Annotated in this window: 25 protein-coding genes and 1 pseudogene; 4 read left to right on the forward strand and 22 right to left on the reverse strand. The window is 69.8% G+C overall.

Translation table 11 applies throughout. The features are described from left to right. Positions 1 to 255: 255 nt before the first annotated feature. The 14 genes from fabI to ACWFQ8_RS25700 are packed head-to-tail and all read right to left on the reverse strand — an operon-like array spanning position 256 to position 12259. Complete coding sequence (gene fabI / locus ACWFQ8_RS25635; RefSeq protein WP_453788619.1) at positions 256 to 1026, reverse strand: enoyl-ACP reductase FabI; 771 nt, start codon at positions 1024 to 1026, stop codon at positions 256 to 258. Continuing rightward, complete coding sequence (gene fabG / locus ACWFQ8_RS25640) at positions 1027 to 1746, reverse strand: 3-oxoacyl-[acyl-carrier-protein] reductase (RefSeq protein WP_453788620.1); 720 nt, start codon at positions 1744 to 1746, stop codon at positions 1027 to 1029. After that, positions 1746 to 2072 (reverse strand): ferredoxin, encoded by a 327-nt coding sequence (fdxA, locus tag ACWFQ8_RS25645; RefSeq protein ID WP_453788621.1) that lies wholly within the window; start codon positions 2070 to 2072, stop codon positions 1746 to 1748. Before fdxA ends, fabG begins: the two co-directional genes overlap by 1 nt. 30 nt (positions 2073 to 2102) lie before the next feature. Next, positions 2103 to 3341 carry a beta-ketoacyl-[acyl-carrier-protein] synthase family protein gene (locus tag ACWFQ8_RS25650; RefSeq protein ID WP_453788622.1) on the reverse strand — a complete coding sequence of 413 codons (1239 nt, stop codon included), beginning with the start codon at positions 3339 to 3341 and terminating at the stop codon, positions 2103 to 2105. After that, a complete protein-coding gene (locus ACWFQ8_RS25655; RefSeq protein ID WP_453788623.1) occupies positions 3341 to 3580 on the reverse strand; it encodes an acyl carrier protein in 240 nt (79 codons plus the stop codon). The genes ACWFQ8_RS25650 and ACWFQ8_RS25655 overlap by 1 nt, the downstream gene beginning before the upstream one ends. A gap of 45 nt (positions 3581 to 3625) precedes the next feature. Then, the gene (locus ACWFQ8_RS25660) at positions 3626 to 4633 is read right to left on the reverse strand and encodes a beta-ketoacyl-ACP synthase III (protein WP_453788624.1); all 1008 of its coding nucleotides are present in this window, start codon (positions 4631 to 4633) and stop codon (positions 3626 to 3628) included. Beyond that, positions 4633 to 5712, reverse strand: coding sequence for a fatty acid desaturase family protein (locus tag ACWFQ8_RS25665; RefSeq protein WP_453788625.1), 1080 nt, complete (start codon positions 5710 to 5712; stop codon positions 4633 to 4635). Before ACWFQ8_RS25665 ends, ACWFQ8_RS25660 begins: the two co-directional genes overlap by 1 nt. Next, complete coding sequence (locus ACWFQ8_RS25670; protein ID WP_453788626.1) at positions 5709 to 6668, reverse strand: VlmB-like protein; 960 nt, start codon at positions 6666 to 6668, stop codon at positions 5709 to 5711. Before ACWFQ8_RS25670 ends, ACWFQ8_RS25665 begins: the two co-directional genes overlap by 4 nt. Next, positions 6668 to 7231 (reverse strand): flavin reductase family protein, encoded by a 564-nt coding sequence (locus ACWFQ8_RS25675; RefSeq protein ID WP_453788627.1) that lies wholly within the window; start codon positions 7229 to 7231, stop codon positions 6668 to 6670. Before ACWFQ8_RS25675 ends, ACWFQ8_RS25670 begins: the two co-directional genes overlap by 1 nt. Beyond that, a complete protein-coding gene (locus ACWFQ8_RS25680; RefSeq protein WP_453788628.1) occupies positions 7228 to 7710 on the reverse strand; it encodes a hypothetical protein in 483 nt (160 codons plus the stop codon). The genes ACWFQ8_RS25675 and ACWFQ8_RS25680 overlap by 4 nt, the downstream gene beginning before the upstream one ends. 3 nt (positions 7711 to 7713) lie before the next feature. Then, positions 7714 to 8229, reverse strand: a complete 516-nt coding sequence (locus tag ACWFQ8_RS25685; RefSeq protein WP_453788629.1) for a type II toxin-antitoxin system RatA family toxin — start codon at positions 8227 to 8229, stop codon at positions 7714 to 7716. Beyond that, positions 8222 to 9514: an aspartate aminotransferase family protein gene (locus tag ACWFQ8_RS25690; RefSeq protein WP_453788630.1), complete on the reverse strand. Its 1293-nt coding sequence runs from the start codon at positions 9512 to 9514 to the stop codon at positions 8222 to 8224. Before ACWFQ8_RS25690 ends, ACWFQ8_RS25685 begins: the two co-directional genes overlap by 8 nt. An 11-nt stretch (positions 9515 to 9525) precedes the next feature. Continuing rightward, positions 9526 to 10668 carry an acyl-CoA dehydrogenase family protein gene (locus ACWFQ8_RS25695; RefSeq protein WP_453788631.1) on the reverse strand — a complete coding sequence of 381 codons (1143 nt, stop codon included), beginning with the start codon at positions 10666 to 10668 and terminating at the stop codon, positions 9526 to 9528. Positions 10669 to 10702: 34 nt separating this feature from the next. Further along, a complete protein-coding gene (locus ACWFQ8_RS25700; RefSeq protein ID WP_453788632.1) occupies positions 10703 to 12259 on the reverse strand; it encodes an aldehyde dehydrogenase family protein in 1557 nt (518 codons plus the stop codon). 299 nt (positions 12260 to 12558) lie between these two features. Here ACWFQ8_RS25700 and ACWFQ8_RS25705 point away from each other — a divergent pair, with 299 nt between their 5' ends. After that, entirely contained in the window at positions 12559 to 13572 is a 1014-nt protein-coding gene (locus ACWFQ8_RS25705; protein WP_453788633.1) for a bifunctional lysylphosphatidylglycerol flippase/synthetase MprF, read from the forward strand. Positions 13573 to 14033: 461 nt separating this feature from the next. On the opposite strand, the gene ACWFQ8_RS25710 is transcribed toward ACWFQ8_RS25705, so the two are convergent. Further along, positions 14034 to 14528 carry an AfsR/SARP family transcriptional regulator gene (locus ACWFQ8_RS25710; RefSeq protein ID WP_453788674.1) on the reverse strand — a complete coding sequence of 165 codons (495 nt, stop codon included), beginning with the start codon at positions 14526 to 14528 and terminating at the stop codon, positions 14034 to 14036. Between the two features lie 6 nt (positions 14529 to 14534). Next, positions 14535 to 14807 (reverse strand): annotated as a pseudogene (locus ACWFQ8_RS25715) (AfsR/SARP family transcriptional regulator); the annotation flags it as partial. 372 nt (positions 14808 to 15179) lie between these two features. Here ACWFQ8_RS25715 and ACWFQ8_RS25720 point away from each other — a divergent pair. Both ACWFQ8_RS25720 and ACWFQ8_RS25725 read left to right on the forward strand, forming a co-directional pair. Beyond that, positions 15180 to 15830, forward strand: coding sequence for a ScbR family autoregulator-binding transcription factor (locus ACWFQ8_RS25720; protein WP_453788634.1), 651 nt, complete (start codon positions 15180 to 15182; stop codon positions 15828 to 15830). Between the two features lie 211 nt (positions 15831 to 16041). Further along, a complete protein-coding gene (locus tag ACWFQ8_RS25725) occupies positions 16042 to 16677 on the forward strand; it encodes a TetR/AcrR family transcriptional regulator (RefSeq protein ID WP_453788635.1) in 636 nt (211 codons plus the stop codon). Positions 16678 to 16969: 292 nt separating this feature from the next. On the opposite strand, the gene ACWFQ8_RS25730 is transcribed toward ACWFQ8_RS25725, so the two are convergent. From ACWFQ8_RS25730 to ACWFQ8_RS25755, 6 genes are all read right to left on the reverse strand, one after another. Continuing rightward, complete coding sequence (locus tag ACWFQ8_RS25730) at positions 16970 to 17662, reverse strand: SGNH/GDSL hydrolase family protein (protein ID WP_453788636.1); 693 nt, start codon at positions 17660 to 17662, stop codon at positions 16970 to 16972. Positions 17663 to 17900: 238 nt separating this feature from the next. Continuing rightward, complete coding sequence (locus ACWFQ8_RS25735) at positions 17901 to 18602, reverse strand: SGNH/GDSL hydrolase family protein (protein ID WP_453788637.1); 702 nt, start codon at positions 18600 to 18602, stop codon at positions 17901 to 17903. Positions 18603 to 18642: 40 nt separating this feature from the next. Then, positions 18643 to 20100: a DHA2 family efflux MFS transporter permease subunit gene (locus tag ACWFQ8_RS25740; protein ID WP_453788638.1), complete on the reverse strand. Its 1458-nt coding sequence runs from the start codon at positions 20098 to 20100 to the stop codon at positions 18643 to 18645. 109 nt (positions 20101 to 20209) lie between these two features. Further along, positions 20210 to 21703 carry an MmgE/PrpD family protein gene (locus ACWFQ8_RS25745; protein ID WP_453788639.1) on the reverse strand — a complete coding sequence of 498 codons (1494 nt, stop codon included), beginning with the start codon at positions 21701 to 21703 and terminating at the stop codon, positions 20210 to 20212. Continuing rightward, on the reverse strand, positions 21700 to 22701 hold the full coding sequence (locus ACWFQ8_RS25750; RefSeq protein WP_453788640.1) for a diacylglycerol/lipid kinase family protein: 1002 nt from the start codon (positions 22699 to 22701) through the stop codon (positions 21700 to 21702). Before ACWFQ8_RS25750 ends, ACWFQ8_RS25745 begins: the two co-directional genes overlap by 4 nt. Further along, the gene (locus ACWFQ8_RS25755) at positions 22691 to 23602 is read right to left on the reverse strand and encodes a class I SAM-dependent methyltransferase (RefSeq protein WP_453788641.1); all 912 of its coding nucleotides are present in this window, start codon (positions 23600 to 23602) and stop codon (positions 22691 to 22693) included. Before ACWFQ8_RS25755 ends, ACWFQ8_RS25750 begins: the two co-directional genes overlap by 11 nt. A 335-nt stretch (positions 23603 to 23937) precedes the next feature. Here ACWFQ8_RS25755 and ACWFQ8_RS25760 point away from each other — a divergent pair, with 335 nt between their 5' ends. Continuing rightward, complete coding sequence (locus ACWFQ8_RS25760) at positions 23938 to 25443, forward strand: MmgE/PrpD family protein (protein WP_453788642.1); 1506 nt, start codon at positions 23938 to 23940, stop codon at positions 25441 to 25443. Positions 25444 to 25686 lie beyond the last annotated feature (243 nt).

Below are 25686 nucleotides of genomic sequence, written 5' to 3' on the forward strand. Positions count from 1 at the left end.
CGGTTTTGTCCAACCCCCGGCGGGGCCCCCTCCACTTTTCCTCGCGCCGGCGCCGCCCAGGACGTCGTGGCTCCGTACGGCTGTCTCGCGCCGGCAGCGACGACGCCCGCCACCGATGGCCCTCGTGCCCGTACGACAACACCCTCCTTGTCCGGCGGCCTCCGGTCCCTCCGAGCGAAGCAACCGCCCCGTTCCCGGCCAAGCCTCGGGAACGGGGCGGTTCTCGGTGTCCGTACACGGGGTGGGAAGGAGGGCCTAAGCCCCGATCGCGTGGACACCGCCGTCGACGTGGACGATCTCGCCGGTGGTCTTGGGGAACCAGTCCGAAAGGAGCGCCACCACGCCACGGCCCGCGGGCTCCGGGTCCTCCACGTCCCACTCCAGCGGGGAGCGCTGGTTCCACACGTCCTCGATGTCCGTGAAGCCCGGGATGGACTTCGCCGCCATCGAGTTGAGCGGGCCGGCCGACACCAGGTTGCAGCGGATGTTCCGCTTGCCCAGATCCCGCGCCAGGTACCGCGACGTCGCCTCAAGTGCCGCCTTCGCCGGGCCCATCCAGTCGTAGTGCGGCCAGGCGAACTGCGCGTCGAAGGTCAGGCCGACCACCGCACCGCCTTCTGCGGGCATCAGCGGCAGGCATGCCATCGTCAGCGACTTCAGCGAGTACGCCGACACGTGCATCGCCGTCGCCACCGACGCGAACGGTGTGTTCAGGAAGTTCCCGCCCAGCGCGTCCTGCGGCGCGAAGCCGATCGAATGGACCACACCGTCCAGCCCTCCCAGCTCGGCACGCACCACGTCCTCGAGCCGGGCCAGGTGCTCCTCGTTCGAGACGTCCAGCTCGACCACCTTCGCCGGCCGGGGCAGCTGACGGGCCACGCGCTCGGTGAGGCTGGGGCGGGGGAACGCGGTCAGCATGACCTCCGCCCCCTGCTCCTGTGCCAGGCGCGCCGCGTGGAAGGCGATGGAGGAGTCGAGGAGCACGCCGGTGACCAGGATGCGCCTGCCGTCGAGGATTCCACTCATTCAGTGCCCCATACCCATTCCGCCGTCGACCGGGATGACGGCTCCAGTGATGTACGAGGCTTCGTCGGAGGCGAGAAACACCACCGCCGCCGCGACCTCGTCAGGGCGCGCGTACCGGCCCAGCGGCACCCGCTCCACGATCCGCGCCCGCTGCTCGTCGGTCAGCGCCTGCGTCATGCCGGTGTCGACGTAGCCGGGTGCGACGACGTTGAAGGTGATGTTGCGCGAACCCAGCTCGCGGGCGAGCGAGCGTGCGAAGCCCACCAACCCCGCTTTCGACGCCGCGTAGTTCGCCTGACCGGCAGAGCCGAGCAGCCCCACCACCGACGAGATCAGCACCACGCGGCCCTTCTTGGCCCGCAGCATCGCGGAGGTGGCGCCCCGCACCACCCGGAAGGTGCCGGTGAGGTTGGTGTCGAGGACGGAGGTGAAGTCCTCCTCCGACATCCTGAGCAGCAACTGGTCGCGGGTCACACCGGCGTTGGCGATCAGCACCTCGACCGGACCGTGACTCTCCTCGACCTCCTTGTAGGCCTGCCCGACCTGCGCGGAGTCGGTGATGTCGCACAGGACCGGGAGGAAGCCCTCCGCTCTCAGGTCCGCCGGGTCACCCGTGCGGTACGTGATCGCGACCTTGTCGCCGACCGCGGCGAAGGCGCGGGCGATGGACAGACCGATGCCGCGGTTTCCTCCGGTGACGAGGATCGAACGGCCGCCCATCAGTGCGCCACCCCCTGCGGTTCCAGGGCGGCCACCAGCGTGGAGTCGCGGTCGTACGGCCCCGAGGAAGCGGCGCCGCCGGGGGCACCGACGGTCTCGAAGAACTCGGCCGTGGACGTGTGGAAGACGTGCCACCGCGCGGGGAGGTCCGTCTCGAAGAAGATCGCCTCCACCGGGCACACCGGTTCGCAGGCACCGCAGTCGACGCATTCGTCCGCGTGGATGTACAGGGCCCGCCGGCCTTCGTAGATGCAGTCCACCGGGCATTCGTCGATACAGGACTTGTCCTTGACGTCGACACAGGGCTGGGCGATCACGTACGTCATGAGGATCTCATCCACAGGGTCGGGGGCGGGTCACGCCCGGGAGAAGGCGAGCACGGCGTTCTGGCCGCCGAAGCCGAAGGAATTGCTGATGGCGACCTCCACGGTGGCCGTGCGCGCCGTCTTGGCGACGACGTCCAGCTCGACCTTGGGGTCCTGGCTGTCGAGGTTGGCGGTGGGCGGGATGACTCCCCGGCTGACGGTGAGGGCGGTGACGGCCGCCTCGATGGCGCCGGCGGCTCCGAGCGAGTGGCCCACCACGCCCTTGATGGAGGTGACGGCGGGCCGCTGACCCAGAACCCTGCGGATCAGCTTCGCCTCCGCCACGTCGTTGAGCGGCGTCGACGTGCCGTGCGCGTTGACGTGGTCCACGGCGTCGGGGGCGAGTCCGGCGTCGTCGAGCGCCGCACGCAGCGCGAGTTCGGCGCCCGCGCCCGTGGGATCGGGAGCGGTGGCGTGGTGGGCGTCCGCGGAGGCGCCGTATCCGCAGACGTTCGCGTACACGCGGGCTCCTCGGGCCTTCGCGTCGGCCGCACGCTCCAGGACGAGGACGGCGGCCCCTTCTGCGGGGACGAAGCCGTCGCGGTCGACGTCGAAGGGACGCGATGCCGCGCGCGGGTTGCCCTGGCGGCCGCTGAGTGCGCCCATCTGGCTGAAGCCGGTGATGATCGAGGGGATCAGGCACGCCTCCGTACCGCCGGTGATCACCACGTCGCAGACGCCACGGCGCAGCAGTTCGCGGGCCATGCCGATGGCCGTGGTGCCGGACGCGCAGGCGGTGGCGGTGACGAAGTTGGGGCCGCGGGCACCGTGCTCCATCGCCACGTATCCGGCCGACATGTTGACCGCCAGCATGGGGATCAGCAGCGGGGACACGTTCAGCGGGCCGCCGTCCAGGAGGACGTGGTGTTGCTTCTCCCAGCTGCCGGCGCCTCCGATGCCGCTGCCGAGGACGACGGCGACCCGGGTGCCGTCCCAGTTGCCCGGGTCGAGCCCGCTGTCGGCGACCGCCTCAGCAGCGGCGGTGAGGGCGAGCTGGCTGCTGCGGTCGTAGCGCCACGCCTTGCGTCGCCCGATGGCCTTGTCGGCGTCGTAGTCGGGGATCCAGCACCCGATGTGGGCGGGGGTGCCCTCCAGGGCCGGGACCTCCGAGGCGACCGTGCCCTCGGGGTCACGTATCACGTCCCAGGACGCCTGGGCTCCGATCCCCGCCGCGGTCACCATGCCGATCCCGGTGACCGCGGCGTCGAACGAGCCGGTGGAGCCTGACATCAGGCCACCACCAGCTTGCTCTCGATGACGGACGCGGCCTGGCCGAGGGTGTCCTCGGAGCCGAGGTCGTCGTCGGACAGCTTGACGCCGAACTCCTGCTGGACCGTCAGGGTCAGTTCCACCAGGGCCAGTGAGTCGAGTTCGAGCTTGCTGAAGGTGTCCTCGGGGCCGACCTCGTCGGTCTCGAAGCCGAAGTTCTTGACCAGCAGCTGGACCAGACGCGGGTAGGTGTCGCTCATGGCGGTACTCCTTGCGAGGTGATGGCCTACAGAGATGACGATCATTCAGACGGATGTGACTTCGGGCCACGTCAGGGTTGCCGCGCCCCAGGTCAGCCCGCCCCCGAACGCGGCGAGCGCCGTGCGGTGCCCGGCTCGCAGGGTGCCCGCGGTGACAGCGTCGGCGAGGGCCAGGGGGATGGACGCGGCGGCGGTGTTGCCCACCCTGTCGAGATGGACCGGGAAGCGTGATCGGGGCAGCCGCATCTGATCGGCGACCGCGTTGATGATGCGAAGGTTGGCCTGGTGGGCGACGAACACGTCGATGTCGTCGAGTGTCCACCCGGCCCGTGCCGCGGCTTCGAGGGAGGCGTCGACCATCCGCTCCACCGCGTTGCGGAAGACCTGTGCGCCCTCCATACGGAAGTACGGGTCGGCTCTTTCGGCGTGCTCGGCGCGGATCGGGTCGCGCGAGCCGCCCGAGGGGATCCGGATCAGCTCGCTTCCGGTGCCGTCGCTGCCGAGGACCACCGGCCCGAGCGCGCCGGGCTCGTCCGGTTCGCCCGCGCGCAGGACGACGGCGCCGGCCCCGTCCCCGAAGATCGCCCGGGTGGAGCGGTCCTCGGGGTCGAGGATGCTGGAGTACGTCTCGGCCCCGATGACCAGGACGCTGCGCGCCGTGCCTGCGGCGATGAGGCCGCCGCCCACGGCGAGGCCGTACAGGAAGCCGGTGCACATCGCCGCCACATCGAAGGCGGGCACGGTGCCCAGGCCCAGACGGGCCGCCACCGCCGGCGCTGTGGCCGGGCAGGAGTGGTCCGGGGTGCTCGTCGCCACGATGACGGCGTCCACCGCATCCGTCGAGGCGGACTTGAGCGCCCGTTGGCCCGCCTCGACGGCGAGGTCGGAGGTGGCCGTGCCGTTCTCGGCGATGTGCCGCTGCCCGATCCCGGTGCGGCTGCGGATCCACTCGTCGTCGGTGTCGAGCTCCCTCGCCAGGTCCGCGTTGGTGATCACCCGGGGCGGCAGATGGGTGCCCAGCCCGCACACCACCGCCGCGCGCCCCGCCGCCATCAGGCGCCTCCGACCTGGAGTCGCGCGGTCCGCTCCAGGGCAGTGACCTCGTCACTGACCTCGCCGAGGTAGTCCGACACGTCGAGATAGGAGCGCATCAGCGACACCTCTACGTACGGCATTCCGTGACTGACCAGATACTCCTTGATCAGCGGCTGGGCACGGCGCAGGTTGCGGCGCGGCATGGAGGGGAAGAGGTGGTGCTCGATCTGGTAGTTGAGGCCACCGTAGAAGAAGTCGGTGACCCGGTTGGGCAGGATGTTGCGAGAGGTCACCACCTGGCGGGTCAGCCAGTCGAGCTCCTCCTCCTCGCCGTCGCGCACAGGCAGGCCCTTGTGGTTGGGCGCGAAGAGCAGCCCCATGTAGAACCCGAAGAGGGCCTGGTGGACGACGATGAACGCGAGGGCCTTGACCGGCGGGAGGACCAGGAAGACGGCGGTGAAGTACGCCGCCAGGTGCAGGGTGAGCAGGACCAGGTCGGTGACCACGTAGCGCTTGATCACACCCATGCGGGCGGCGATGTATCCGGAAAGGTGCATGCGCAGCCCTTCCATCATGATCACTACGTAGAACATCCAAGCCTGGTGGCGCACGATGAACCGAGCCATGCCGCTGGTCTTCTTCGTGTGGTGCTTGGAGGTGAAGATGACCTGGCGACGTGTGATGTCGGGGTCGAGGGAGAGGTGGTTGGGGTAGTTGTGGTGCTTGGTGTGGTGCCCCACCCACCAGCCGAAGCTGACCCCGGTGAGAAGGTTGCCGTGGATGTAGCCGATGACGTCGCTGCCCTTGCGGGTGCGGAAGATCTGGCGGTGTCCGGCATCGTGGCCGATCAGGTCGGTCTGGCCGAAGCACATCGCCAGGAAGACCGCGACGGCCAGCTGCCACCAGCTGTCGCCCACCAGGGCGAAGGCGGTCCAGCCCGCGGCGAGCAGCAGCAGATTGACGGCGATCTTGAAGACGTAGTAGGCGGGCTCTCGATCCATCAGGCCGGCCCGCTTCACCACTTTGGTGACCTCGTCGAAGCTGGCCGTCGGGCTGTCGGCGCCGCCCGCGGCACCGGCCCCGCTGGCTGAAGTCATATCGCCTCCTCGAGCCCCATGTAGGCGAGCCGGGTGTGCTGCATCTTTTCGGCCCACGCCTTGCCGGTCTCCATGCGCTCCTCGGGAGTGGTGTCGGCCAAGCGCCGCCCCGGCCACGCCTCGTAGTCGCCGAGCAGATGGCCGTGTTCGTCGATGCCCTTCTGGAACAGCGTCTCCCGGCGCAGCACTTGCTCGGTGGTGGGCAGCCGGCCCCACAGTTCGTAGCCCTCCGCCATCAGCTCCAGGAGCCGCGGCTTGTCTTCGGGGTGCTTGAGCAGGTGCTCGCGCAGGATGGAGCTGCCGACGGTCAGGTGGCGGATCTCGTCGATGCCCGCGCCTCGCTCGATGTCGGCGGCCGCCGGGTCGAAGACCCGCCACTTGCGCTCGCTGAGCTCGGCGGCGGGGGCGAGGACGCCCTCGACCAGGACGGTCAGGACCAGGACGCCGCCGATGAAGTCCCGCTCGTCGCGCAGCACCCTGAGGCCGAAGTCCTCCAGCGGTACGAGGATGGACTCGCGGTCCTCGGCGGCGAGCCGGTCCACCTCGGCGAGCAGGTCGTCGGGGGCGGTGCCCAGCTGCAGCAGGTGGCTGCGGAACACCATCGCGTGCCGCGCCTCGTCGATGAGCTGGGTGGAGTAGAACTCCATGGTGTCGTTGTCGGGCGCCAGGGCGACCATGTATCCGATGGCCCGGGTCGCCTTCTCCTCGGCGATGGAGCGGAAGGCCAGCTCCTGTTTGATCGCCGCGTTGAGCGGACCTTCCTGCCGTACGACGTCCAGCGGCTGTACGTCGTCGGCGTGCCCGAGGATCCGGCCACGCAACGTTCCCTGCGGAACGGACCGCAACCAGTACGCCAGATCGCACGTCGCCGCCGAGAGCTCCAGGTTCAGTGCCCCGTCCATGAGCGAGGGGGCCTGCTCCCAGTCCGCCTCGGAGGGGATGTTCGAGGAGGTCATCACTGCTTCCTTTCGGTATTCATCGCATTGACGGGGTTCGCGGCGTGCGGGGCGGAGGACGGGCCCGCGTGCAGCACGCCGGCGAAGTTGACCAGAGGGGCGCCGACGGTGGCGGCGCCGGTCAGCACGCGGGCGATCACCAGTTCGTGATCGCCTGCGGCCACCGTCCGCTCAAGTCGGCATTCGAGCCAGGACACGGCTCCCCGCAGCCGTGGCGCACCGTGCGGTGACGGCTCCGCCCACACCCGGGGCGGCAGCTGGGCAAGGCCCCTGGGCCGGCGGCGCCGGGCGAAGTGACGGGCGAGCCACTCGTGGTCGGCGGCCAGGCCGTTGGCCACGAACGCCTCGGCGGCGAGAAGGGATGTGAGGCCCCGGCTTCCTTGGCGCAGCGCGACGCAGACCCTGGGCGGGTCGCCCGGGATCGTGGTCAGTGTGGAGACCGTGACCCCTTCGGCCTCGGCGGGTCCGCCGCAGGTGAGGACCGTCACGCCGGTGACGAAGTGCCGCATCGTGGTGTTCAGCGCGGCCTGAGCGGCGGCCGGGACCGTGGCGGAGTTCGTCATGTGACCGTGTGCAGGGCATCGTTGCTGCCCGTCGAGGCGGCGGCGGTGAACTCGCTGTGGAATCTGCGGTACGCCGGATGGGCTTCGGGTTCGAAGCGCAGTCCGAACGGCTTGAGGAAGTTGCCGAACAGCGCCCGGTCGCCGAAGAGGTGGATGGCCAGGGCGAGCAGCGCCCACTCGGCGCCCCACAGCCAGATCCAGGCCAGCGCCACGAGGCCCTGGGTGACCAGGCTGTGCATGACGTTGTAGGCCAGGTAGTACCCCTTGGGAATGTCGCCGTGCCCCTTGCGCCGGAACGCGATGGCGCCGGGGATGTAGCCGACGAGGTCGATGTAGAGGAACAGACCGATCGCGACCCACCAGCGGATCTCGCCGAGGTGGGCGAAGAAGAGAACGACGGACACCACGAGACCGAGGGCGTACTCCGCGCGTATGAGTCGGGCCGTGGTGGGCGTCATGAACAGGTTCTTGGTGTCCATGGCTCACTCCACCGGTGCGCCGGCGAGCTCGGGCTCGGCGGCCGGGCGGGCCACGGCCTGGGCCAGGGCCTCGTCGCCGACGACGGTTCCCCTGCCGCCGAACAGCCCGATGACGACGCGGGCGATGGTCTCCTTGATGACCCGTTCGGCGACGGGGTCGAGGATGCCGGCCAGGCTGGGGATGCCGAAGTCGAACTCGGCGCGGAAGTCGACCACACAGCCGTTCTCGGTGCCCAAGACGCGCCAGGTCCCCTCGAAGGAGTCGAAGTCTCCGTCGAGTTGGGTGAAGGCGATCGTCAGGTCGTCCGGGTCGAAGTGGTCGGACTCGGTCCAGCGCAGGATGCCGTTGCGGAAGTAGACCTCCCAGTCGCTGGTCTCCTTGTCGGCGCTGATCTCATGAATGGTCACGGCGCGGACCACCGGGGCGAGCTCGGGGTAGCGGGCGAACTGCTTCACCTGGTCGTACCCCCCGGCCGGTGAGGTCCCAGACAGCTCGACGGCCACGTGAACACTACGCATGGGCGGAGTCACCTTCGAAAGTCGATACGTATCGGGCAGCCTGCGCTCGGCAGGCGCGGTCGAATGCCTCGTACAGGAAGCTCGCGTCCGCGGCGCTGAGGACGGCGGGCGGCGTGAGCCTGATCACCAGGTGCGAGTTGAGCGAGTGGTTGGCCACCACGCCCTGCGAGATCAGTTCGATGAGCAGATCGCCCGCGGGGCCGGGGATCGCGAACTCGATCCCGATGAGCAGGCCCCGGCCGCGTACCTCGCGCACCACCGGACCGAAGTGGCGCTGGGCGATGTTGCGGATGGTGGTGAGCATCTCGGCACCGAGGTCGCGAGCCCGGTCGACCAGGCCGTCTTCCTCGATGGCGGCGAGGGCGCCGCGCACGGCGGCCATGGCCAGGGGCGTTCCGGAGAACGTCGAGGTGTGCAGGTAGGGGTCCTTGTCGAAGGCCGCGAACGCCTTCGGGGTCGCGATGACCGCGGAGACGGGCAGGATGCCGCCGCCGAGCGCCTTGCCGGCGAGCAGCACGTCGGGCGTGACGCCCTCTGCGTCGGCGCCCCACCAGGTGCCCAGGCGGCCGAGGCCCGTCTGGATCTCGTCGAGGACGAAAAGCGCGTCATAGGTGCGGCACAGCTCCTGCACGGCGCGCAGGTAGCCGGGCGGCGGCAGTACGACCCCGGCCTCGCCCTGGACGGGTTCGACGACGAAGCAGGCCCGCCCCGGCATGGTCTTGAGGAGTTCCTCCAGTGCGTCCGCGTCCCCGTAGGGCACGTGGTGGACGCCCGGCAGAAGCGGGCGGAACGGGTCTTGGAAGACGTCCTTGCCGGTCAGGCTGAGGGCACCCATGGTCTTGCCGTGGTACCCGCCGTGGGTGGCGATCAGCTGGTCCTTGCCCCGGGTTCGGGCGATCTTGATGGCGGTCTCCACCGCCTCGGCACCCGAGCAGGCGAAGTGCACCCGCTCCAGGCCGGCCGGGGCCCTGGCGGCCAGGGCCTCGGCGGCCAGGGCGGCCTGGGGTTCGAGGAAGACCCGGCTCGCGACGGGATGGCGCCCGAGCTGCTCGGTGACATGGCGTACGACGGTGGGGTGCCGGGCGCCGGTGATCAGCACGCCGTAGCTGCCGCAGTTGAGGAAGCGGCGACCGTCGTCGGTGGTGATCCAGGGGCCTTCGGAGCCGGTCTCGATGTGGCCGCCGAAGAGCTCGCCGAGGGTGGCACGGCCCTTGCTGAGGTGGGCGCGATACAGCCGCCCGACGTGCTCCCGGTCGTGAGCCGGCGCGTCCGTGATGGTGGTCATGTGACAGCTCCTCAGGCCAGCCGCAGCGGCTTGCCGCCGATGTGCTCGACGAACGGCTCGGCGAAGCTGGAGCGGGACGGTGGGTGGAAGGAGAGCCCGTTGGAGGCTGCTGCCAGATAGCCGATGTCGCCGCTGCTGATGAACGCCATTCCACCGAGGAGTTCCACGGCCCTGCGCACGGTTTCGCCGATGGCGTCCTGGGCACCGTAGCGGGCCACCAGGGACTTGCCGAGCGCGGCGTTGCCCGTCTCGCCGTCCTCGGTCATCCGGGCCACGCCTTCGAGCAGCAGGGCGGCCGTCTCCAGGCGGGTGACCAACTGCGCCCGCTCGGAGACCGAGCCGCGCCCGCCGGTGGTGACACGCTCTGCGAGCGCGCTGGCGATGCCGAGATACGAGGCGGAGATCAGCATCTCGAACCAGATGAAGCCGACGGTCTGGAGCTCGTCCAGCTCACCGCTGTCGCCCACCTCGGTCCGCATGACCTGCTGTTCGTCGACCAGTACGTCGGTGAGGCGAATCTCGTCGCTCTCAGCGCCCGCCAAAGCCCAGCTGGACCAGAAGGGATGGACGGTGACGCCCTCGGTCTGGCGGGGCACGAGCAGCACGGCCATCTCACTGGTGCCGTCCGGTCCGGGCAGCGCGACGCTCGCCGTGAGCAGGTCCATGGAGGAGGAGAGACTGCACGGCTTCTTGGAGCCGTTGATGCGGTAGCCCTTGCCGCCCTCGTCCAGTCGGGCCTCCATGGTCGGCGCGAGGATGCCGCGTCCTGGCCTTCCCTCGGCGAAGCCGGAGGCGACCAGCAGGTTCTGTTCCACGATCCCCTCGAGCAGCGCCCACTCGACACCACTGGACTGAAGGCTGCCGGCAAGCGAGAAGAGCGTGGCGACCGAGAAGTGGTGCATCGTGGTGGCCACGGCGAGGGAGGGCGATGCGGCGGCGAGCGCGCGGGTCACCTCGACCGCTTCCAGGGGGCCCGCGCCGAGGCCCGCATACGTCTTGGGGATGACCAGGGCGGGTCCGCCGTGCGAGCGGAACAGCTCGATGGCGGGGCTGTCGGGCCGCTCCAGGTCGTTGAGCGAATGCTTGGCGAGCGCGCCGAGCAGTCCGGGCAGATAGCGCTCGCAGGTGTCGCGGGCGGCATCCAGTGCACGCATGGGAACTCCTTCGCAGAGGCGGGATGCGGGGTGGTTACGAGGTCTTCTTCTCGCGCAGAGTCCGCCAGGCTCCGAAGACCGCGTCGCGTGGCCGGGAGCCCGTGGAGATGCTCACGCCCTGGACATGGGAGGTACGAAGAATCGGGTAGTTGGCCTCGCCGAACACGCCGCCGGTCAGCCCCGTGCCGCCATGGGTGGGCAGGCAGGGCAGGAAGCCGATGTGGGAGTCGTTGACCTTGAGCAGACCCCCGTTGTTCACCCGCGCCAGGAAGCGGTCCACGACCCGGGAGTCCCTGGCCCACAGGGAGTTGCGCAGTCCGTAGGCGTTGGAGTTGACGAAGTCGATGAAGTGTTCGAGGAGTTCGTCGTCCGGCGCGGGCTCCGCGACCACGATGGGCAGCAGCGGGAAGAACGTCTCGTGCACCACGGCTTCGACCTCGCGTGCGCGATCCAGGCCGCGGACGACGATGACGGTCGGCTCCAGGAAGATGCCGTTGGGATCGCGGCGCCCGTCCATCTGCATGGCGTGCCCGCCGCAGGCCAGCTCGGCACCCTTGGTCAGCGCGTCGTCCAGGCACGTGAAGAACTTCTCGTTGCGCAGCACGGGCGTGAGCAGTACGTCGGGCTCGGTCGGGTAGCCCGGCCGGATGTGGCCGACCTTGCGGATCAGGGCGGCGACCAGGTCGTCGGCGACGTCGGGATGGACCAGGACCTGGTTGGGAATCATGCAGAGCTGTCCGGAGCCGTAGAAGCTCTCGGTGAGCGCCTCGGCCGCCAGCTCGATGTCGGCGTCCTTCCAGACGGTCACGACATCGTTGCCCGCGAGTTCGAGGATGGGCTTCTTGCCTTCGGCCACGCAGCGCGCCTCGAACTTGGTGCCGTTCTCGCTGGAGCCGAAGTAGATGATGTCGTCGACGTCGGGGCTGGCGAGCCAGGCCGAGAGCATGGGGCCGGGGTCTCCGCAGACCACGTTGAGGGTGCCGGGCGGGGCGCCCACCTCGTCGAGTGCGGGGGCGACGATCTCCTGCATCACGTACATCACGCCGAGCGGGCCGCTGCGCGGGGCGCGGACGATCAGCGAGTTGCCGCCCATGATGGCGGTGACGCCGAGCAGCGCGCTCGAAAGCGGCGCGTTCTGGGGCGGGTTGAGGCACACCACGCCGTCGGGCCGCCTGCGCACCTGGAGCCGGCGCTCACCGCGGTGGAACTCCTGGAGCATCTGGGAGCGGTAGAACGCGTTGGATTCGGGGCTGAAGCACTCCAGCATCCCGGAGACCTGCCACTGGGCGAGCATCAGGGGATGCCCCTCCTGGACGAGGATCTCCGCTATCTCCTCGGCCCGTTCGGCAAGCCTGTCGTGCAGAAGCGCACCGAAGCGCCCGATGCGTTCGTCGAGGGGGAACGCACCCCAGGCGGGGGCGGCTTCCGCCGCGGCGTCGATCGCCCGCTGGACGGTGGCCCGATCCGCCTTGGCGACCCGCCCCACGACGACATCAGGCCGGTCCTCGGCCGTGATGCGCCCCTGTTCCAGTTTCCGCTTCAGCGTCAGGCTGGCGAAGACGTCATCGAGCAGGATGCTGGAATTGATCACATATACCCAGTCAGTGCTTTCCAGCGACTCACCCCTCACATAAGAGTGATAGGTGCGCAGAGAAGCGGCTTCTTGGGGTGGAGCAGACTGATTCTGCGACACCGGGCGAGACAGCTGTGTACTGCCCACGGACACTCCTCATCGTTCGAAAACTTACCAGCGCAAGCCTCGCGAACGATACTTTCAGAACCCTCTGATAGGTCGCTTAGATCTCACTGATACAGGCTTTTCAGCATCTCATCGTCACCTTGTGCTACATTCCCGCATACGCATAGGCGATTTGACGATGGAGTGGACTGATGAGCCCGTCGGTAGAGTCTTCTCAAGGCGCTCAGGGGAAACTTGAGTCAGTTCTGAAGTCGATCCGGGATTACGGTGAGAATCCCAGCGCTTTCCTTGCCGTCAATGACGGGAACGAACACTTCGAAGGAAGCGGTCAAGGGGTCATCACCTATCGTCGGGCGGGCAGGTACTTCATCCAGTTCGGCGGCGCGTTCGCCGAGAAGGAGCAGCAGCGCACACTGCTGGACGAGTTCGCCAGGTACGCGCGCGCAAAGCGGCGCAAGATCGTCGGGATCCAGCTCCAGCAGACGGACGTCGAACTGTTCGCAGCCGCAGGCTTCACCGTGAACCAGGTGGGCTCCTCGTACTCGGTGCATCTTCCGGAATTCACGCTGCGCGGCACGAAGTTCGTAAAGCTGCGCAACAAGATATCGAGGGCGAAACGCAGCGGCCTCGAAGTGCGCGAACTGCCGTACGACGAGGACGTCAGGAATCAGATCGCGGAGATCGACCGGAACTGGCTGCGCTCGAAGGGCAGGCACGTCAAGGAGATCGAGTTCCTGGTGGGGCAGATGGGCGGCCCGGCACAGGAGTACCGCCGGCTGTTCGTGGGGCTCATCGAGGGCAGGCCGGTCGCCTACATCTCGTACTCCCCGGCCTATGGCAGCCGACCGGGCTGGCTGCACGATCTGAGCCGGCGCCTTCCCGACGTGGGGCCGGGCGTCATGGAGGCCATCAACGCCGCGGCGATCGAGCGGTTCGTCGAGGAGCGCGCCGAGTGGCTGCACTTCGGCTTCACTCCGTTCACCGGTCTTGACCCGGCGTGCGAACTTCCCGGCAACAGCGCACTGACGGGGAAGTTCATGCGGCTGCTCGCGGATAAGGGGGGCTCGATCTATCCGGCGGCGACACAACTGGCCTACAAGGAGAAATGGGGGCCGCACCTGGTGCTGCCCGAGTATCTGGCGTTCCAGGGGGGCGCCAGCTTCGGGGCGATCTGGCAGGTCCTGCGCGTGACCAAGTCCATCTGACCACCCCTGCGGCAGGACGCTCCCGGGACGGGCGGGCGCCCCGGGGCGACCAGCCGGAGATCTTGTGGTGAAGCCGTCCCCGCGCACGGCCCGGCGCCTGGACCGGTGGAGCGGCGCGAAGGTCTGCCCGACGGCGTGGCGGAGCTGGATGCGGTGCGGCCGGTCGAAGACGCCGGACCGCATCCAGCGGTCCGGGCGCCGCCGGCAGGTCCGCCCGGATCCGAAGCCCAGCCCCGGGTGGACGGTCGGCCGCGACGGTGAACGAGATCAACAAGCGCTCGCCGGCCTCGCCCGGCACCAGATCCGCACGTGGACGCCCCGGCACCGCCACGTCACCGCCGGCGTGCCGGCCACCGCGTTCCCCACCGTCCAGCAGGTCGGCCCGCCCGGATCTCGCGCCGGGCCTCGGCCGCGGCGCCGGCGAGCCGCACGGGGGTCGGCCCGCCGGCCCGCCCAGCCCCTCAGCCGACCTGGTGCAGCAGGCTCGGCCCCTGACGCAGGATCTCGGCCATGGTCTTCTGCAGGACCGGCCCCGGCTCCAGACCGAAGTCCGCGGACAGACGCTGGCGCACCCGGTGGAAGGTGCCGATGGCGTCGGCCTGGCGGCCGCATCGGTACAGGGCGATCATCAGCTGCTCGCACAGCCGCTCCCTGAGCGGGTGGCGCGAGAGCAGTTGCTCCAGCTCCGACACCACCTCGTAGTGGCCACCGAGCGCGAGCTTGGCCTCGATGAGGAGCTCCCTGGCCATGAGCCGCGTCTCTTCGAGCCGGGCGGCGGCGGTGCGGCAGATCATGCCGTGCCCGGTGTCGAGCAGCGCGGGCCCCCGCCACATCTCGAGGGCGCCGGTGAGGAGGGCGATGGCCCTCTCCGGCTCGCGGGCCCTGACGCGGCTCGCCAGTTCGACGTCCAGGATGAACCGCGAGGCGTCGATGTTCTCCGGCGGAAGCACGAGCATGTATCCCGACCCCGACGTCCGGATCACATTCCGTGATTCCTCCTTTCCACTGTGCTGCACCAATGCCCGGCGCAACCGGGCGATATGGCCTTGAAGTGAATTCGCCGCGCTCCGCGGCGGCTGCTCGCCCCAGAGTTCGTCAAGCAGAGCGAAAGACGAAACCGTCATTCCGGGAGTGAGAGCGAGTGTGGCGATGATTGCCCTGAGCTTCTCACCCGGAATGTCGATCGGAATGCAGTGATCGGTGACGATCAATGGCCCGAGTAGTCCGATGCGCATCTTAAACCCCCCGTGGTTCGAACTGATGAATGGGCGTGTTACATTGAACTCGACCACACGCACGGAAACGTCAGAAAAGAAACCATAAGAACGCACAACCCTCAAGAATGCTGCTTGACGACGGAAGATCCGACCAACCCTTTCCGGACCGAGAGATGCGGCACCACTTTGAGCGAGCGACGTTTCGAACTTTACATCGATCCCAGAACATACACTCGTGCTGGTTTTGATCACAACCCTTCCCTCGACTCGATGTTGGGGCTCTTTTGGGTCAATGGAACAAGAATCAGCCAAGATCCACTCACCTTAAACATCGAATTCAAGCCTCGTTGGTCATGGCGGAACTCATCGACAGATTGACAAGGAGCGTGTGTGACCAGACAGGAACGGGCGGCCAGGACCCGCCAGCTCATCCTGGAGGCCGGGGCGGAGGAGTTCGCCGAACGCGGCTACGTGGCCGCGACATGCGTCGGAATCGCCGCGCGAGCGGGTGTCACCAGGGGGGCGTTCTACTTCCACTTCCCGTCCAAGCGCGATCTGGCGAGCGCCGTACTGGACGAGTGGATCGCCCGCCCGGCCGCCGCGGGACCGCTGCCGTTCAAGCTGGAGGAGTTGAAGGAGCGGGCGCTGGCGACGGCCCGCCAGCTGGAGAACGACCCGATAGTGAGCGGCAGCTTCCGGTTATGTCTGGAACAGGGGCTTGACACGGCGGAACGACAGCGTCCGTATCTCGTCTGGACCGGGCGCTACCAGCACCTGCTCGAAGAGGCCGGCAGGCAAGGGGCGTTGCGCCCCGATGTCGCCACCGGCGAAGCCGCAGAACTCCTGGTCGGCGCCTTCGCCGGCGCCCGCCTCGCCTCGCAGCTCCTGCCCGACGAGGCCGATCTGGGGCAGCGGGTGGTCTCCTTCATGCGTCACCTGCTGCCGCACATCGCCACCCCCGAGGCCCTCGACCGCATCGAGCTCGCCAGGGGCGCCGACGCGGCGGCCGAGCCCCGGACCACCACGGGGCAGGAGGCGTGAATGGCGGTTGGGCCACCCGGGAATCCGCATTCGAGCCGTCCGCCGTTCCGGACGTCGCCCCCATTGCAGATTCCGACTGTCGGTACGTAACCTAGACTGTCACTCACGTACGCGCTGCCAGGACGGTGGCCCCTTCAGGGGAGCATCGCGGCGGCGAAGGTCGGCTGCGACCCTGGTGGCGAAAGCCGGTCGTAAGGAGGAGTACAGGATCATGACTCAGCAGACGGTGACACGGCGAACCGGACGCCGCACCCAGCAGGAGCGCTCCTCCACGACCACACAACAGCTCCTCATCGCCGCACGGAAGCTGTTCGCCCGGGACGGATACACCCCGACCTCGCTCGACGCCATCTGCGATGCCGCCGAGGTCACCAAGGGCGCGTTCTACCACCATTTCAAGAACAAGGAGCAGCTCTTCCGAGCGGTGTACGAACGCGAACAGCAAGACCTCTCCAGTGCGATCGCCCAGAAGTACTCGCACTACAACGACCCCTGGGAAGCACTGTTCCAGGGAATGCGGGAATTCCTGGTCGGCTCCATGGAGCCCAGCACGCAACGCATCACCCTCATCGACGCGCCGGGTGCGCTGGGGTGGGAGGCGATGCGCGAAATCCGCACCGACTGTCGGCGCATGATGTTCTACGGCCTTTGCCAGGCCCTGGGCAAAGGGCGATTCCCCCGGCACGAAATCGAGTCGCTGGCCTCAATGGTCTACGGCGCCCAGTGCGAGGCTGCCATGGCCATGGCACACACGGACGATCCCGACGAGCTCCTCGAAGCCACCCTGCGCCAGTTCCGCTATCTGTTCGACTCCATTCGGCGCATGCCTGCCACGTTGGAGCCGTAGACCGGTCGACCGGCGGGTCCTCGTACCGGAGTCCATCCCCGCCGCGGGCACCCGGACGTCCGCCGCGGGCACCCGGACGTCCGCCGGCAGGTCCTCGCGAACGTCGGGTGCCGGAGGTCGCTGACCCGAGCGCGGTGGCGTCAGGGCTGCTCCGGGCCGGCGTCGCCGGCGTGGGGCACTGCCCGGCCTCGGGCATCGGGCCGGAGCCTGGACGTCGGGCGGCCCTCAAGGCGGACCGGCCACTCCGAGCGGCGCCCTGCGAAGGCCTCCTGGGAACGCCGGGGGTCGCGCCTCAGCGGAGGGACGGTGGGCCGTAGACGCCGAGGTGGACGCCCAGACGGCGGATCGTCGCCGCGGCGGCGATGGCGTGGCCCCGTGCGTTGACGTGCCGGCCGTCCGCATCGAAGATGCCGGGGTCGGCGTCGGCGGGGTGGGCGCTCAGGTCGACGTGGATCGCGCCGTTGCGCAGCGCCAGGCTGTAGGTGCGCTCCGACAGAAGTCGCAGGCGTCGACGCAGGACGTCCTTGGGTACGTCCTGGGCGCTGCCCCTGCCGAACGGCGCGAGGATGACCACCTCGACGCCCGCGTCCCTCAGCGGTGCGATGATCCGCGCCAGTTCCGCCTCCGTCGCGTCGGCGTCGAAGGATTCGCGCAGTACGTCGCTGCCGCCCGCCACCACGGCTGCGAGGTCGGGCTGGAAGGTCAGCGCCTTGCCGAGCTGCCTGGCCCGCACCTCGGCGGCGACCGGGTCCCGCTGGGCCAGGTTGAGATAGGCCAGGTCCGGATGGACCGAGCGCAGCGCGGCGGCCACGCGGTGTGCCCAGGAAGCGTCGTCGTACCCCTCGCACGACTCCCCCGGCCCTTCTGCGAAGGCGTCGCCCAGTACGACGAACCGCCGCCAGGGCGCCTGCGCCAGTAGCTCGGTGGCCATGCCCGGGGCGATGCAGTAAGGGTCGTACCGCTCGTCGGCAGAGCGCGCGTTCACGGTGTCCCACCTTCCTTCTTTCGGCGTCCTTCACCTTGGTCTTGCGGCCCGGAACGGCCTTCTTGGGACGAGCGTCGGATCGCCGGCACTCCCTTCATCGAAAATCCGGCCGGGCGTCCTGCGACACGCCGAAGCCCGAGCTCCTCCGAGGAGGAACCCGGCGGTCCCGGCGGGGCATACCGTTGCGGGGGGCAGAACGGTCTCGCGCCCGCCGGGACCGGGCCTCGGAGGCGGCGGATCAGGCGCTCTTGGCGGCCAGGTGCTTGCCCAGCGTGCGGATCACTTCGGTCGCGACGACCGCGTGCCCGCGCACGTTGAGGTGAAGGCCGTCCGCGGCGAAGATCGGCTCCTTGCCCGCGGGGTGGCTGGGAAGGTCGACGTGAAGGCCGCCCATCCGCTGCGTCACCGCCTGGGTGAGGTCGGAGAACTGCTGGAGCCGCTGCTTCATGACCGCCTTGTACTTGTCGGCGACGTACGGCGTCCAGGTGTTGTCGAACAGGCCCATCGTCACCACGGTGCAGCCCCGGCTGCGCAGCGCCGAGACCATGCGGGCCTGTTCCGTCTCCACGGCCGCCGTGTCGAAGTGCTTGCCCAGCAGGTCGTTTCCGCCCGCCACCACGATGGCGATGTCCGGCTTGAAGTCCAGCGCCGGGTCGAGCTGAGTGGCCCTGATCTTCGCTGCCGGGAGGTCCGGCACGCCGAAGTTGTGGTATTCGAGCTGCGGGTTGATCTGGCGCAGCGCGGCTGCGACGCGGTCGGCCCAGCTGAGGTCGGCGTAGCCCTCGACGGGTTCGCGGGTGCCCGCGACGATGCTGTCGCCGATGGCCGCGTACCGGGCCCAGGGGGCACCCTGGAGCTGGGCGGTGATCTCCTCCACGGTCAGGATGTGCGGGTCCTGCAGCTCCTGCGTGCGGTCCGAGGGCAACTCCGTGCTCGTCATGGCTGACATCTCCTTGGGGTGAGGCGGGGGGTGGGCCGTTCTAGTTCGCGGCGTCGGTGGTCGGGGTCTTCTGTTCGCCGGCGGCCTGCGCGGGGGGCTCGGCGGCGGGCGGGGTCGGCGGCAGCTTGATGGTGAGGCCGAACCCGAGGAGGGCCACCACCACCGAGGCGCACGCGGCGATCAGGTAGATGCGCTCGAAGTCGGCGATGTCCTTGAGGGCTCCGGAGACCACGGTGGCCAGGATCGCGATGCCGATGGCGCCGCCGATCTGCCGGGCCGTCTGGTTCAGACCCGTCGCCCCGGCGAACCGCAGCGGCGAGACGGAGAGCGCGGCGGCCGTGGAGGTACCGGTGGTGATGGCGCCCATGCCGACACCCGCCAGAACACCGAGCGGAAGCCAGTAGGCGAGGAACATCGAGTGGTCGGGGAGGGTGAAGGCGAGCAGGAAGCCGGTGCCTGCCAGGATGATCGCGCCGCCGGCGGTGGCGAGCCGCGGCCCGTACGTGGGCGGAAGCTTGCCGACCCGCATCGCGACGATCGTCGCCGCGAACGCGCCCGGCGTCATGGCGAGTCCGGCCTCCAGCTCGGAGTAGCCCCACACCTGGGTGACGTACAGGACGCCGACCAGGAGCCACGAGAAGAGCGCGATGCCGTAGAAGAACGCGGCGGCGTTCGCCAGGGCGAAGGTGCGGTTGCGCCACAGGGTGACTTCCACGGCGGGGGCCGGGTGCTTGGCCGAGCGCAGCAGGCACAGCGCGATCAGGACCGGGCCGGCGATGACGCAGACCAGGCTGGAGGGCTCGGTCCAGCCCCACTCACTGCCCTTGCTGATGCCGAGGCAGAACAGACCGACACCGGCGCCGAGCATGATCGTGCCCAGGAGGTCCGGGAGCTTGCGCTCGGTGGCCGGACCCGTCGAGCGCGGGATCGCGACGGCGCCGTAGAGGAAGAGCAGCCCGAAGGGGATGTTGATCAGGAAGAGGGAGCGCCAGCCGAAGGTGTCGACCAGAACGCCGCCGACAGCGGGACCGACCGCCGCCGCCAGGGCCGCCGCGGCGCTCCACTGGCCGATGGCCGCGCGGCGACGCTCGGGCGGGGTGTCCATGAGCACGATGGCGAGCGAGGCGGGGATCATCGCGGCCGCGCCGAGTCCCTGGATCGCGCGGGCCACCAGGAGGGTGTCGAGGTTGGGCGCTACGGCGCACAGCAGCGACGCCGCCGTGAAGACGCTGATGCCCGCGAGGAAGAGCGTGCGCCTGCCCAGAGCGTCCGCGAGGCGCCCCGCCGGGGCGAGGAGGGCCGCGAAGACGATCGCGTAGATGGTGATGACCCACGACAGGCTCTGGAAGGCGGAGCCCGTGAAGTCCTCGCGCAGGTCGGGCATGGCGAGGTTCACGACGGTGACGTCGAGCACCGCCAGGAACGAGGCTCCGGACGCCAGGAGCAGTAACGACGCCGTTGACCGTCGCTGTGGAGCGCCGGCATCGGTGGTAGCCACGGGATGCACCTCTTTCTTAGATACCGTTGGTAGGAATGTATTTAGCCCCGACAGCAGGTGTCAACGAGCTCCCGGCGACGTGACCCAGTTCACATACCAACAGTAGGTATTAATCCGCGAGGCGCAAGACCTGGCGCAACACCTCGGCGAGTTCCTGGGCCGTGAGCTCCTCCAGGCGCGCCAGGGCGTCGGCCGCGACCTCGTCCACGCCCGTGCGCAGCAACTTCTCGCGCACCAGAGCCGGATGGCCGCGCCAGGAAGCCGACCCGACGGCTCCGGTCCCGGCGGCCAGCTCGCAGGTCTCCTCGCGCCCGTCACGCATCCGCACCGTCATGCGGCAGCCCAGCATCTTGGTGGACTCCTCGAAGGAGGCGACGGGCGGGCCGAGCTCTTCCAGGAGCTTCTCCATGGGTATTCCGGGCAGCTCCGTCTCCCACTCCAGGGCGCGCCGCCCGGCGTGGCGCAGCGTCTCGCCGACCGGGGCGGTGGACATCACGCCCCGCCTGCTCAACTCCTCGTCCGCGTGCAGCCGCACCCGCTCCGCGAGCTGCCAGCGTCCCTCCTCGGCCAGGCCCGGAGGGGCGAGGTCGGCTACGGTGAGGCCGCCGGTGAGCAGGGCGGTGGCGACGTTGTACCCGGCGCTGAGGTTGAGGGCGGGCAGGGAGGTGGCGGCGCCCCGCACATAGCCGTCCGCGTGCCCGCTCATCACCATGGTCATCCTGGGCACGGCCACGTCGACCGAGGCGATGCCGGCCGGGTCCGCAGGGCGCAGCCTGCGATGCAGCTCGGCGGCGCACTCGACCAGCGCGTCCAGGTGGACGCCGACGGGCAGCAGTTTGAAGGAGAGGGTCTCGGTGTGCCAGCGCTCGCCGAGGCCGTACGCCACGAGCTCGGGCACGGCCGCCCCGGCGAACACCGCGAGGAGCCCCTCGGGATGCTCGATCACGTCGTCGCGGCCGGTGAGCCCGGCGAGCGCGGCGGCGCAGGCGTCGATCGCCGTGCGCACGGGAGCGGCGGCGGACAGCACCTTCGCGTCGCTGGCGAGCACGGCGGGACGCAGCGCGCGCGGGGGCGCGGCCAGCGCCAGGCCCCAGGCGTTCAGCAGCTTCCCGGCGTCCGCGCCCGCGCCGTGCAGCAGGGCGGCGCAGGCCGCCACAAGATGGGTGTGGCCGGCCCACTGGCCCCGGAACGGGCCGAGCGTGCCGGCGGCGGTGACGCGGGCGGCAGCCTCGTTGGCGGCGGTCACGGCGGTGATCAGGGCGCGCCCGGACAGCGCCTGGCGCCTCTGGTGGGCGACCGGCACGCCGACGGCGGCGTGCGAGACGTGGCCCGCGTACAGGGTGTCCTCCAGATAGAGGCTGGAGGACAGCGCCGCCATCAGATGCGCCGTACGAGCCGGGTCGCCATCGGCGTCGAGGGGGCCGTACGCCGTGAGGAGGGTGCGGCCCACCGGGTGTGCGGCGGTGGCGCGGACCGCCGCCAGGTGGGAGACGACCTGGCTGGTGACGATCGCGCGGACACGAGCGGGGATGTCGTCGTACCGCAGCCCCGCGGTCCACTGCGCGAGAGCCCGGGTGAGACCCCCGCCGCTCTCACCGCTCATGCGAGGCCCTCGGCGAGCTCCGCGAAACTCGCCTCGCGCGGGGAGCCCGCTACCGGCGTCCGCGGGGCGAGGACGGGAAGGACGGCGGGGAGCACGTCGATGGTGTAGCGCGAGGCGTCGCCCGTGCGCAGTTCACCGTCGTGCTCGAAGGAGAGCCGCCGGCCGTCGGTGCGCTCGATGACGAAGCGGGAGCCCCGCTCGTACACCACGCCGGGGCGCCCGATGTGGCTGCCGTCCTGGGTCAGTCCGGCCAGCTCGCGGACGCCCATCCGGCCGCCCACCACACAGACGTCGAGCAGGCCGTCGTCGATGACCGAGTGCGGCAGCAGTTTGAACCGGCCCGCCCGGTAGCGGCCGCCGCCGATGTTCACCAGGGTGACGGGGCCTTCGTGGACGACCCTTCCGTCCACGCTCACCCGGCCCTCGTACGGCGTGTACGTACTCATGATCCGAGCGACGGCCTGCTGGTAGCGGTCACGGCCCGGGACCTCGAACATGCCGTTGGCCGCCTCCAGGGCGTCGGCGACAAGGCCCGACCCCGCGCCGAGCAGCGCCAGGACGTCGATCTCCCGGATGTGCGCCATGTCCACCCAGCGCAGATGGGGGTGCTCGCCGGACAGGGCCTGGTCGAGGACCCGGCGCCAGGGGGCGTCGGCCCAGATCTCCTGGTAGAACGAATTCCCGGTACCGAAAGGGATGTTGACCATCGCGGGCCGCTTCCCCTCGGGCTGTACGAGGCCCGAGCGAGCCAGGCCCGACGCCACCTCGCGGGTCGTGCCGTCACCGCCGAGCACGATCACCGCGTCGCTGTGCGAGGCGGCGGCCTCGGCGGCACACTCCTCGGCGTGGCCCTGGTATGCGGTGTGCACGACGTCGATGTGCGGCACCAGGCTTTCGCAGTGCGCGATGACCTGGTCGATGCGCTGCCGATCGCGGGCCCCGGCCCGGGGGTTGGCGATCAACAGGGCGCGGGCCGCCCAGCTCGGCTCAGTCACCATGGCCGCTCACCTCTCGCTCAACGCGACGCGCCGTGACCAGGCCCATGAAGTCGTCGTCGCTGCAGTACGGGTCGGTGCCGCCGTAGCGTCGGACCAGGTCGGGCACGCGCAGCTGCTCCACAGGTTCGAATCCCGTGTCGCGGACCGCGGCGGCGGCGGAGTGCGGGGTCAGGCCGTTGATGTACGGCTCGCCCTGTTCGGCCACCTGGCGTGCCATCTGCAGCGCCCCCTCATAAGGGCTGGTGCCGTCCACGACGGCCTCGTCCATGTAGTCGAGGAGCAGCAGGCTGCCGGGCGCGACGGTGTCCGCCAGGTCGGCGAGGGTGGCGCGGCACGCCTCGGGCGGCAGGAAGAACGTCACCCCCAACCACCCCACGACGCACGGCGTGCCGATGTCGAAGCCGTGCGCGGTGAGCTCCGCACGCAGCGAGGCGCCCGCGGTGAAGTCGAGGGGCACCGAGGTGACCGGGGACGTGAGGCCCGCCGCGGCGAGCGCCTCCAGCTTGGCCGTCTGCGTCGCGGGGTGGTCCACCTCGAAGAACCGCACCGTGTCGGGGCCGGTGTAGCGCAGCGCCGTGGTGTCGTATCCGGCGCCGAGCAGCACCACCTGGCGCACTCCCGCGTCGACCGCGAGCGCGACCAGGTCCTCGAAGTAACGCTGACGCAGCAGGATCTCGGCGATGAATCCGCCGTGGGCGTGGTCCAGGCGCTGGAGTCGGTCGAGGGCCTCCTGCGAGGTGACGGGCGGGGGAACGGTGACGAACAGGTGCGCGTAGGTGTCACCGAGCAGTCGTCTGCCCGACTCGATGACGGCGTCGGCGGCACGGGCGCGGGCGGTGAGATGGGCGGTCTCGCTCGAGTGCCCGGACTGCAGCCGGGTGGGTGGAGGTGCGGCTGTCACGGCAGATGCCTCGCTCAGATATGGGTGCGGGTAAAGGGACGAACACTCCTGTTACGCGGGCGGCCACCGCACCCCTCAAAACAGTTCCGCCGCCCCGAGAGGGCGGCGAGCGACGCGATGTCCGGTTCGGGGAGGTCCCTCACGCGGACGCGCCCGCACGGCCGGTCCCTCCGGTCGGCGCCGATGCTGCGCTCGCACACGTTCCGACGACGACAGAGACGGCATCACGTCACATGCCGCCCACTGGGATGAGGGGCGGAGCCCTCTCGCGCGTAAGACACGCATAGGCACCGAAGCACGACGCGAGAGCACCCGAGAGGATTGAGGGAGACCAAGTGGCGACACTCACGGAAGAGCTGGCGGGATGGGCGAGCGTGCTGCGCCTCGACGAGATACCGGACGACGTCGTCACCACCGCCAAACACCAGATCCTGTCCCAGCTGGCCGCCGTACGGGCCGGCCTCGACCACCCCTTGGGCCGGCGCTTCGTCCAGGGCTTCGGTGCGCCGTTCCAGGACGACCCGGCCCGGTCCGCGTTCGTGCTCGCCGGTCTCGGGTCCTGGCTCCACTTCGACGACACGGCCTACGCCGGGCACCTGTCCAACTCGACCGTGGCCGTCCCCCTCGCGTACGCCACCAGCCAAGGGCTCACCGGTGAGCAGCTGCTCACCTCGATCATCGTGGCCAACGAGACGGCGGCGCGGATCACCGCCGCCACGACGCTGGGACCCTTCCGGGGCCAGAGCGCCGCGTTCACCCATGTCACCGGGGCCATAGCCGGGCGACTGCGCGGCGAGGGAGCATCGGCGCAGCGCTGGGTGGACACACTCGGCCTCGGCTTCGGGCTGCCTCCCCGCACCGTGCCGGTGGGCTTCCTCGACGGCGATGCCAAGCTCTTCGGCGCGTCGACCCCGGTGCGCGTGGGGCTCGACGCCTGTGACGCCTCGGCCGTGGGCCTCGCGGGCAGCCCGGTGATCTTCGAGCACCCGGAGGGGTTCCTCTCCCGGTTCGCCACCGTTCCGCTTCCCGAGGCCGTGGTGGCCGGGCTCGGCACGCGCTGGCACACCCGCACGACGTCCTTCAAGGTGCACCCCGGGGGACCGGGCATGGACTCCGCCATCGATGTGGGCCTGGAGCTGCACCGAGAGCTGTCCTCGCCGGACCGTCCGCTGCGCGCCGACGACATCGCCGAGATCAGCGTCGACACCTCCCTGTACACGGCGGTGGTGGAGCGACGGGCCGCCGAGTACCTGCGCGGCCCGCTGTCCCCGGTGAGCGCTTTGGTGTTCTCCCTGCGGTACACGCTGGCCACCGCGCTGCTCACGGGACAGTTGAGCACCGGCGACTTCACCGAGCAGGGGATGGCGGACACGGAGAGGTGGTCGCTCGCCGACCGGATGGACGTGCGCTTGGACCTGGACATGACGCGGGAGTTGTTCCACTGCGAGGTGCCCTTCGGCGAGGCGCTGCGGCAGGCCGGTGGACGGGGCAAGGAGTGGCTGCGGCAGTTCGGTGCGGGCTGGGAGGGCGACGGGCAGTGGCTTGTCGATCTGGTAGGCGAACTGCCCGCACCCAGCAGGGACTTCAGCGACGCACGCAAGGTGACCGGGGCACGAGTGCACGTGCGCCTGAGAGACGGGCGCAGCGTCAGCCGCGAGCTGCATGTACCCATGGGGGCCATCGGCGGCGAGGGCCGCCCGCCGATCGCGGGGGTGGTGCGGGACAAGTGGCTCGGTACGGGGGGCCGAGAGGAGTTCGCCGACGGGGTCGACCGCCTGGAGGAGGCGTCGGCGGACGAGGTGGGGCGGCTGCTGACACTGATCTTCGACGACGCCTCCTGAGGCGCACGGAGACCAGCCGTTGAGGACGACGAGGGCAGGGGCCCGGTGGTCACACCGGGCCCCTGCCCTCGGCCTGTTCGAAGACCGCGTACGCGGTGCACGAGGCCCACGTGACGTGAAGTGAAGCGACGTGAAGCGACGTCACGTCACGTCACGGAAACGGAAACGGCGCGGGACCGGTGGTCCGCCATGGACGGCACCGGCCCCGCGTCCGCGTCACCGTGCGGCCCCCCGCGTCCGGCT

The organism is Streptomyces sp. NPDC055254, from assembly GCF_053606025.1.

What these genes read in the sequence shown, in the direction of transcription:
- fabI (WP_453788619.1), bottom strand. Translation starts at nt 1,026, where the DNA reads ATGAGTGGAATCCTCGACGGCAGGCGCATCCTGGTCACCGGCGTGCTC.
- fabG (WP_453788620.1), bottom strand. Translation starts at nt 1,746, where the DNA reads ATGGGCGGCCGTTCGATCCTCGTCACCGGAGGAAACCGCGGCATCGGT.
- fdxA (WP_453788621.1), bottom strand. Translation starts at nt 2,072, where the DNA reads ATGACGTACGTGATCGCCCAGCCCTGTGTCGACGTCAAGGACAAGTCC.
- ACWFQ8_RS25650 (WP_453788622.1), bottom strand. Translation starts at nt 3,341, where the DNA reads ATGTCAGGCTCCACCGGCTCGTTCGACGCCGCGGTCACCGGGATCGGC.
- ACWFQ8_RS25655 (WP_453788623.1), bottom strand. Translation starts at nt 3,580, where the DNA reads ATGAGCGACACCTACCCGCGTCTGGTCCAGCTGCTGGTCAAGAACTTC.
- ACWFQ8_RS25660 (WP_453788624.1), bottom strand. Translation starts at nt 4,633, where the DNA reads ATGGCGGCGGGGCGCGCGGCGGTGGTGTGCGGGCTGGGCACCCATCTG.
- ACWFQ8_RS25665 (WP_453788625.1), bottom strand. Translation starts at nt 5,712, where the DNA reads ATGACTTCAGCCAGCGGGGCCGGTGCCGCGGGCGGCGCCGACAGCCCG.
- ACWFQ8_RS25670 (WP_453788626.1), bottom strand. Translation starts at nt 6,668, where the DNA reads ATGACCTCCTCGAACATCCCCTCCGAGGCGGACTGGGAGCAGGCCCCC.
- ACWFQ8_RS25675 (WP_453788627.1), bottom strand. Translation starts at nt 7,231, where the DNA reads ATGACGAACTCCGCCACGGTCCCGGCCGCCGCTCAGGCCGCGCTGAAC.
- ACWFQ8_RS25680 (WP_453788628.1), bottom strand. Translation starts at nt 7,710, where the DNA reads ATGGACACCAAGAACCTGTTCATGACGCCCACCACGGCCCGACTCATA.
- ACWFQ8_RS25685 (WP_453788629.1), bottom strand. Translation starts at nt 8,229, where the DNA reads ATGCGTAGTGTTCACGTGGCCGTCGAGCTGTCTGGGACCTCACCGGCC.
- ACWFQ8_RS25690 (WP_453788630.1), bottom strand. Translation starts at nt 9,514, where the DNA reads ATGACCACCATCACGGACGCGCCGGCTCACGACCGGGAGCACGTCGGG.
- ACWFQ8_RS25695 (WP_453788631.1), bottom strand. Translation starts at nt 10,668, where the DNA reads ATGCGTGCACTGGATGCCGCCCGCGACACCTGCGAGCGCTATCTGCCC.
- ACWFQ8_RS25705 (WP_453788633.1), top strand. Translation starts at nt 12,559, where the DNA reads ATGAGCCCGTCGGTAGAGTCTTCTCAAGGCGCTCAGGGGAAACTTGAG.
- ACWFQ8_RS25710 (WP_453788674.1), bottom strand. Translation starts at nt 14,528, where the DNA reads ATGCTCGTGCTTCCGCCGGAGAACATCGACGCCTCGCGGTTCATCCTG.
- ACWFQ8_RS25725 (WP_453788635.1), top strand. Translation starts at nt 16,042, where the DNA reads ATGACTCAGCAGACGGTGACACGGCGAACCGGACGCCGCACCCAGCAG.
- ACWFQ8_RS25735 (WP_453788637.1), bottom strand. Translation starts at nt 18,602, where the DNA reads ATGACGAGCACGGAGTTGCCCTCGGACCGCACGCAGGAGCTGCAGGAC.
- ACWFQ8_RS25745 (WP_453788639.1), bottom strand. Translation starts at nt 21,703, where the DNA reads ATGAGCGGTGAGAGCGGCGGGGGTCTCACCCGGGCTCTCGCGCAGTGG.
- ACWFQ8_RS25750 (WP_453788640.1), bottom strand. Translation starts at nt 22,701, where the DNA reads ATGGTGACTGAGCCGAGCTGGGCGGCCCGCGCCCTGTTGATCGCCAAC.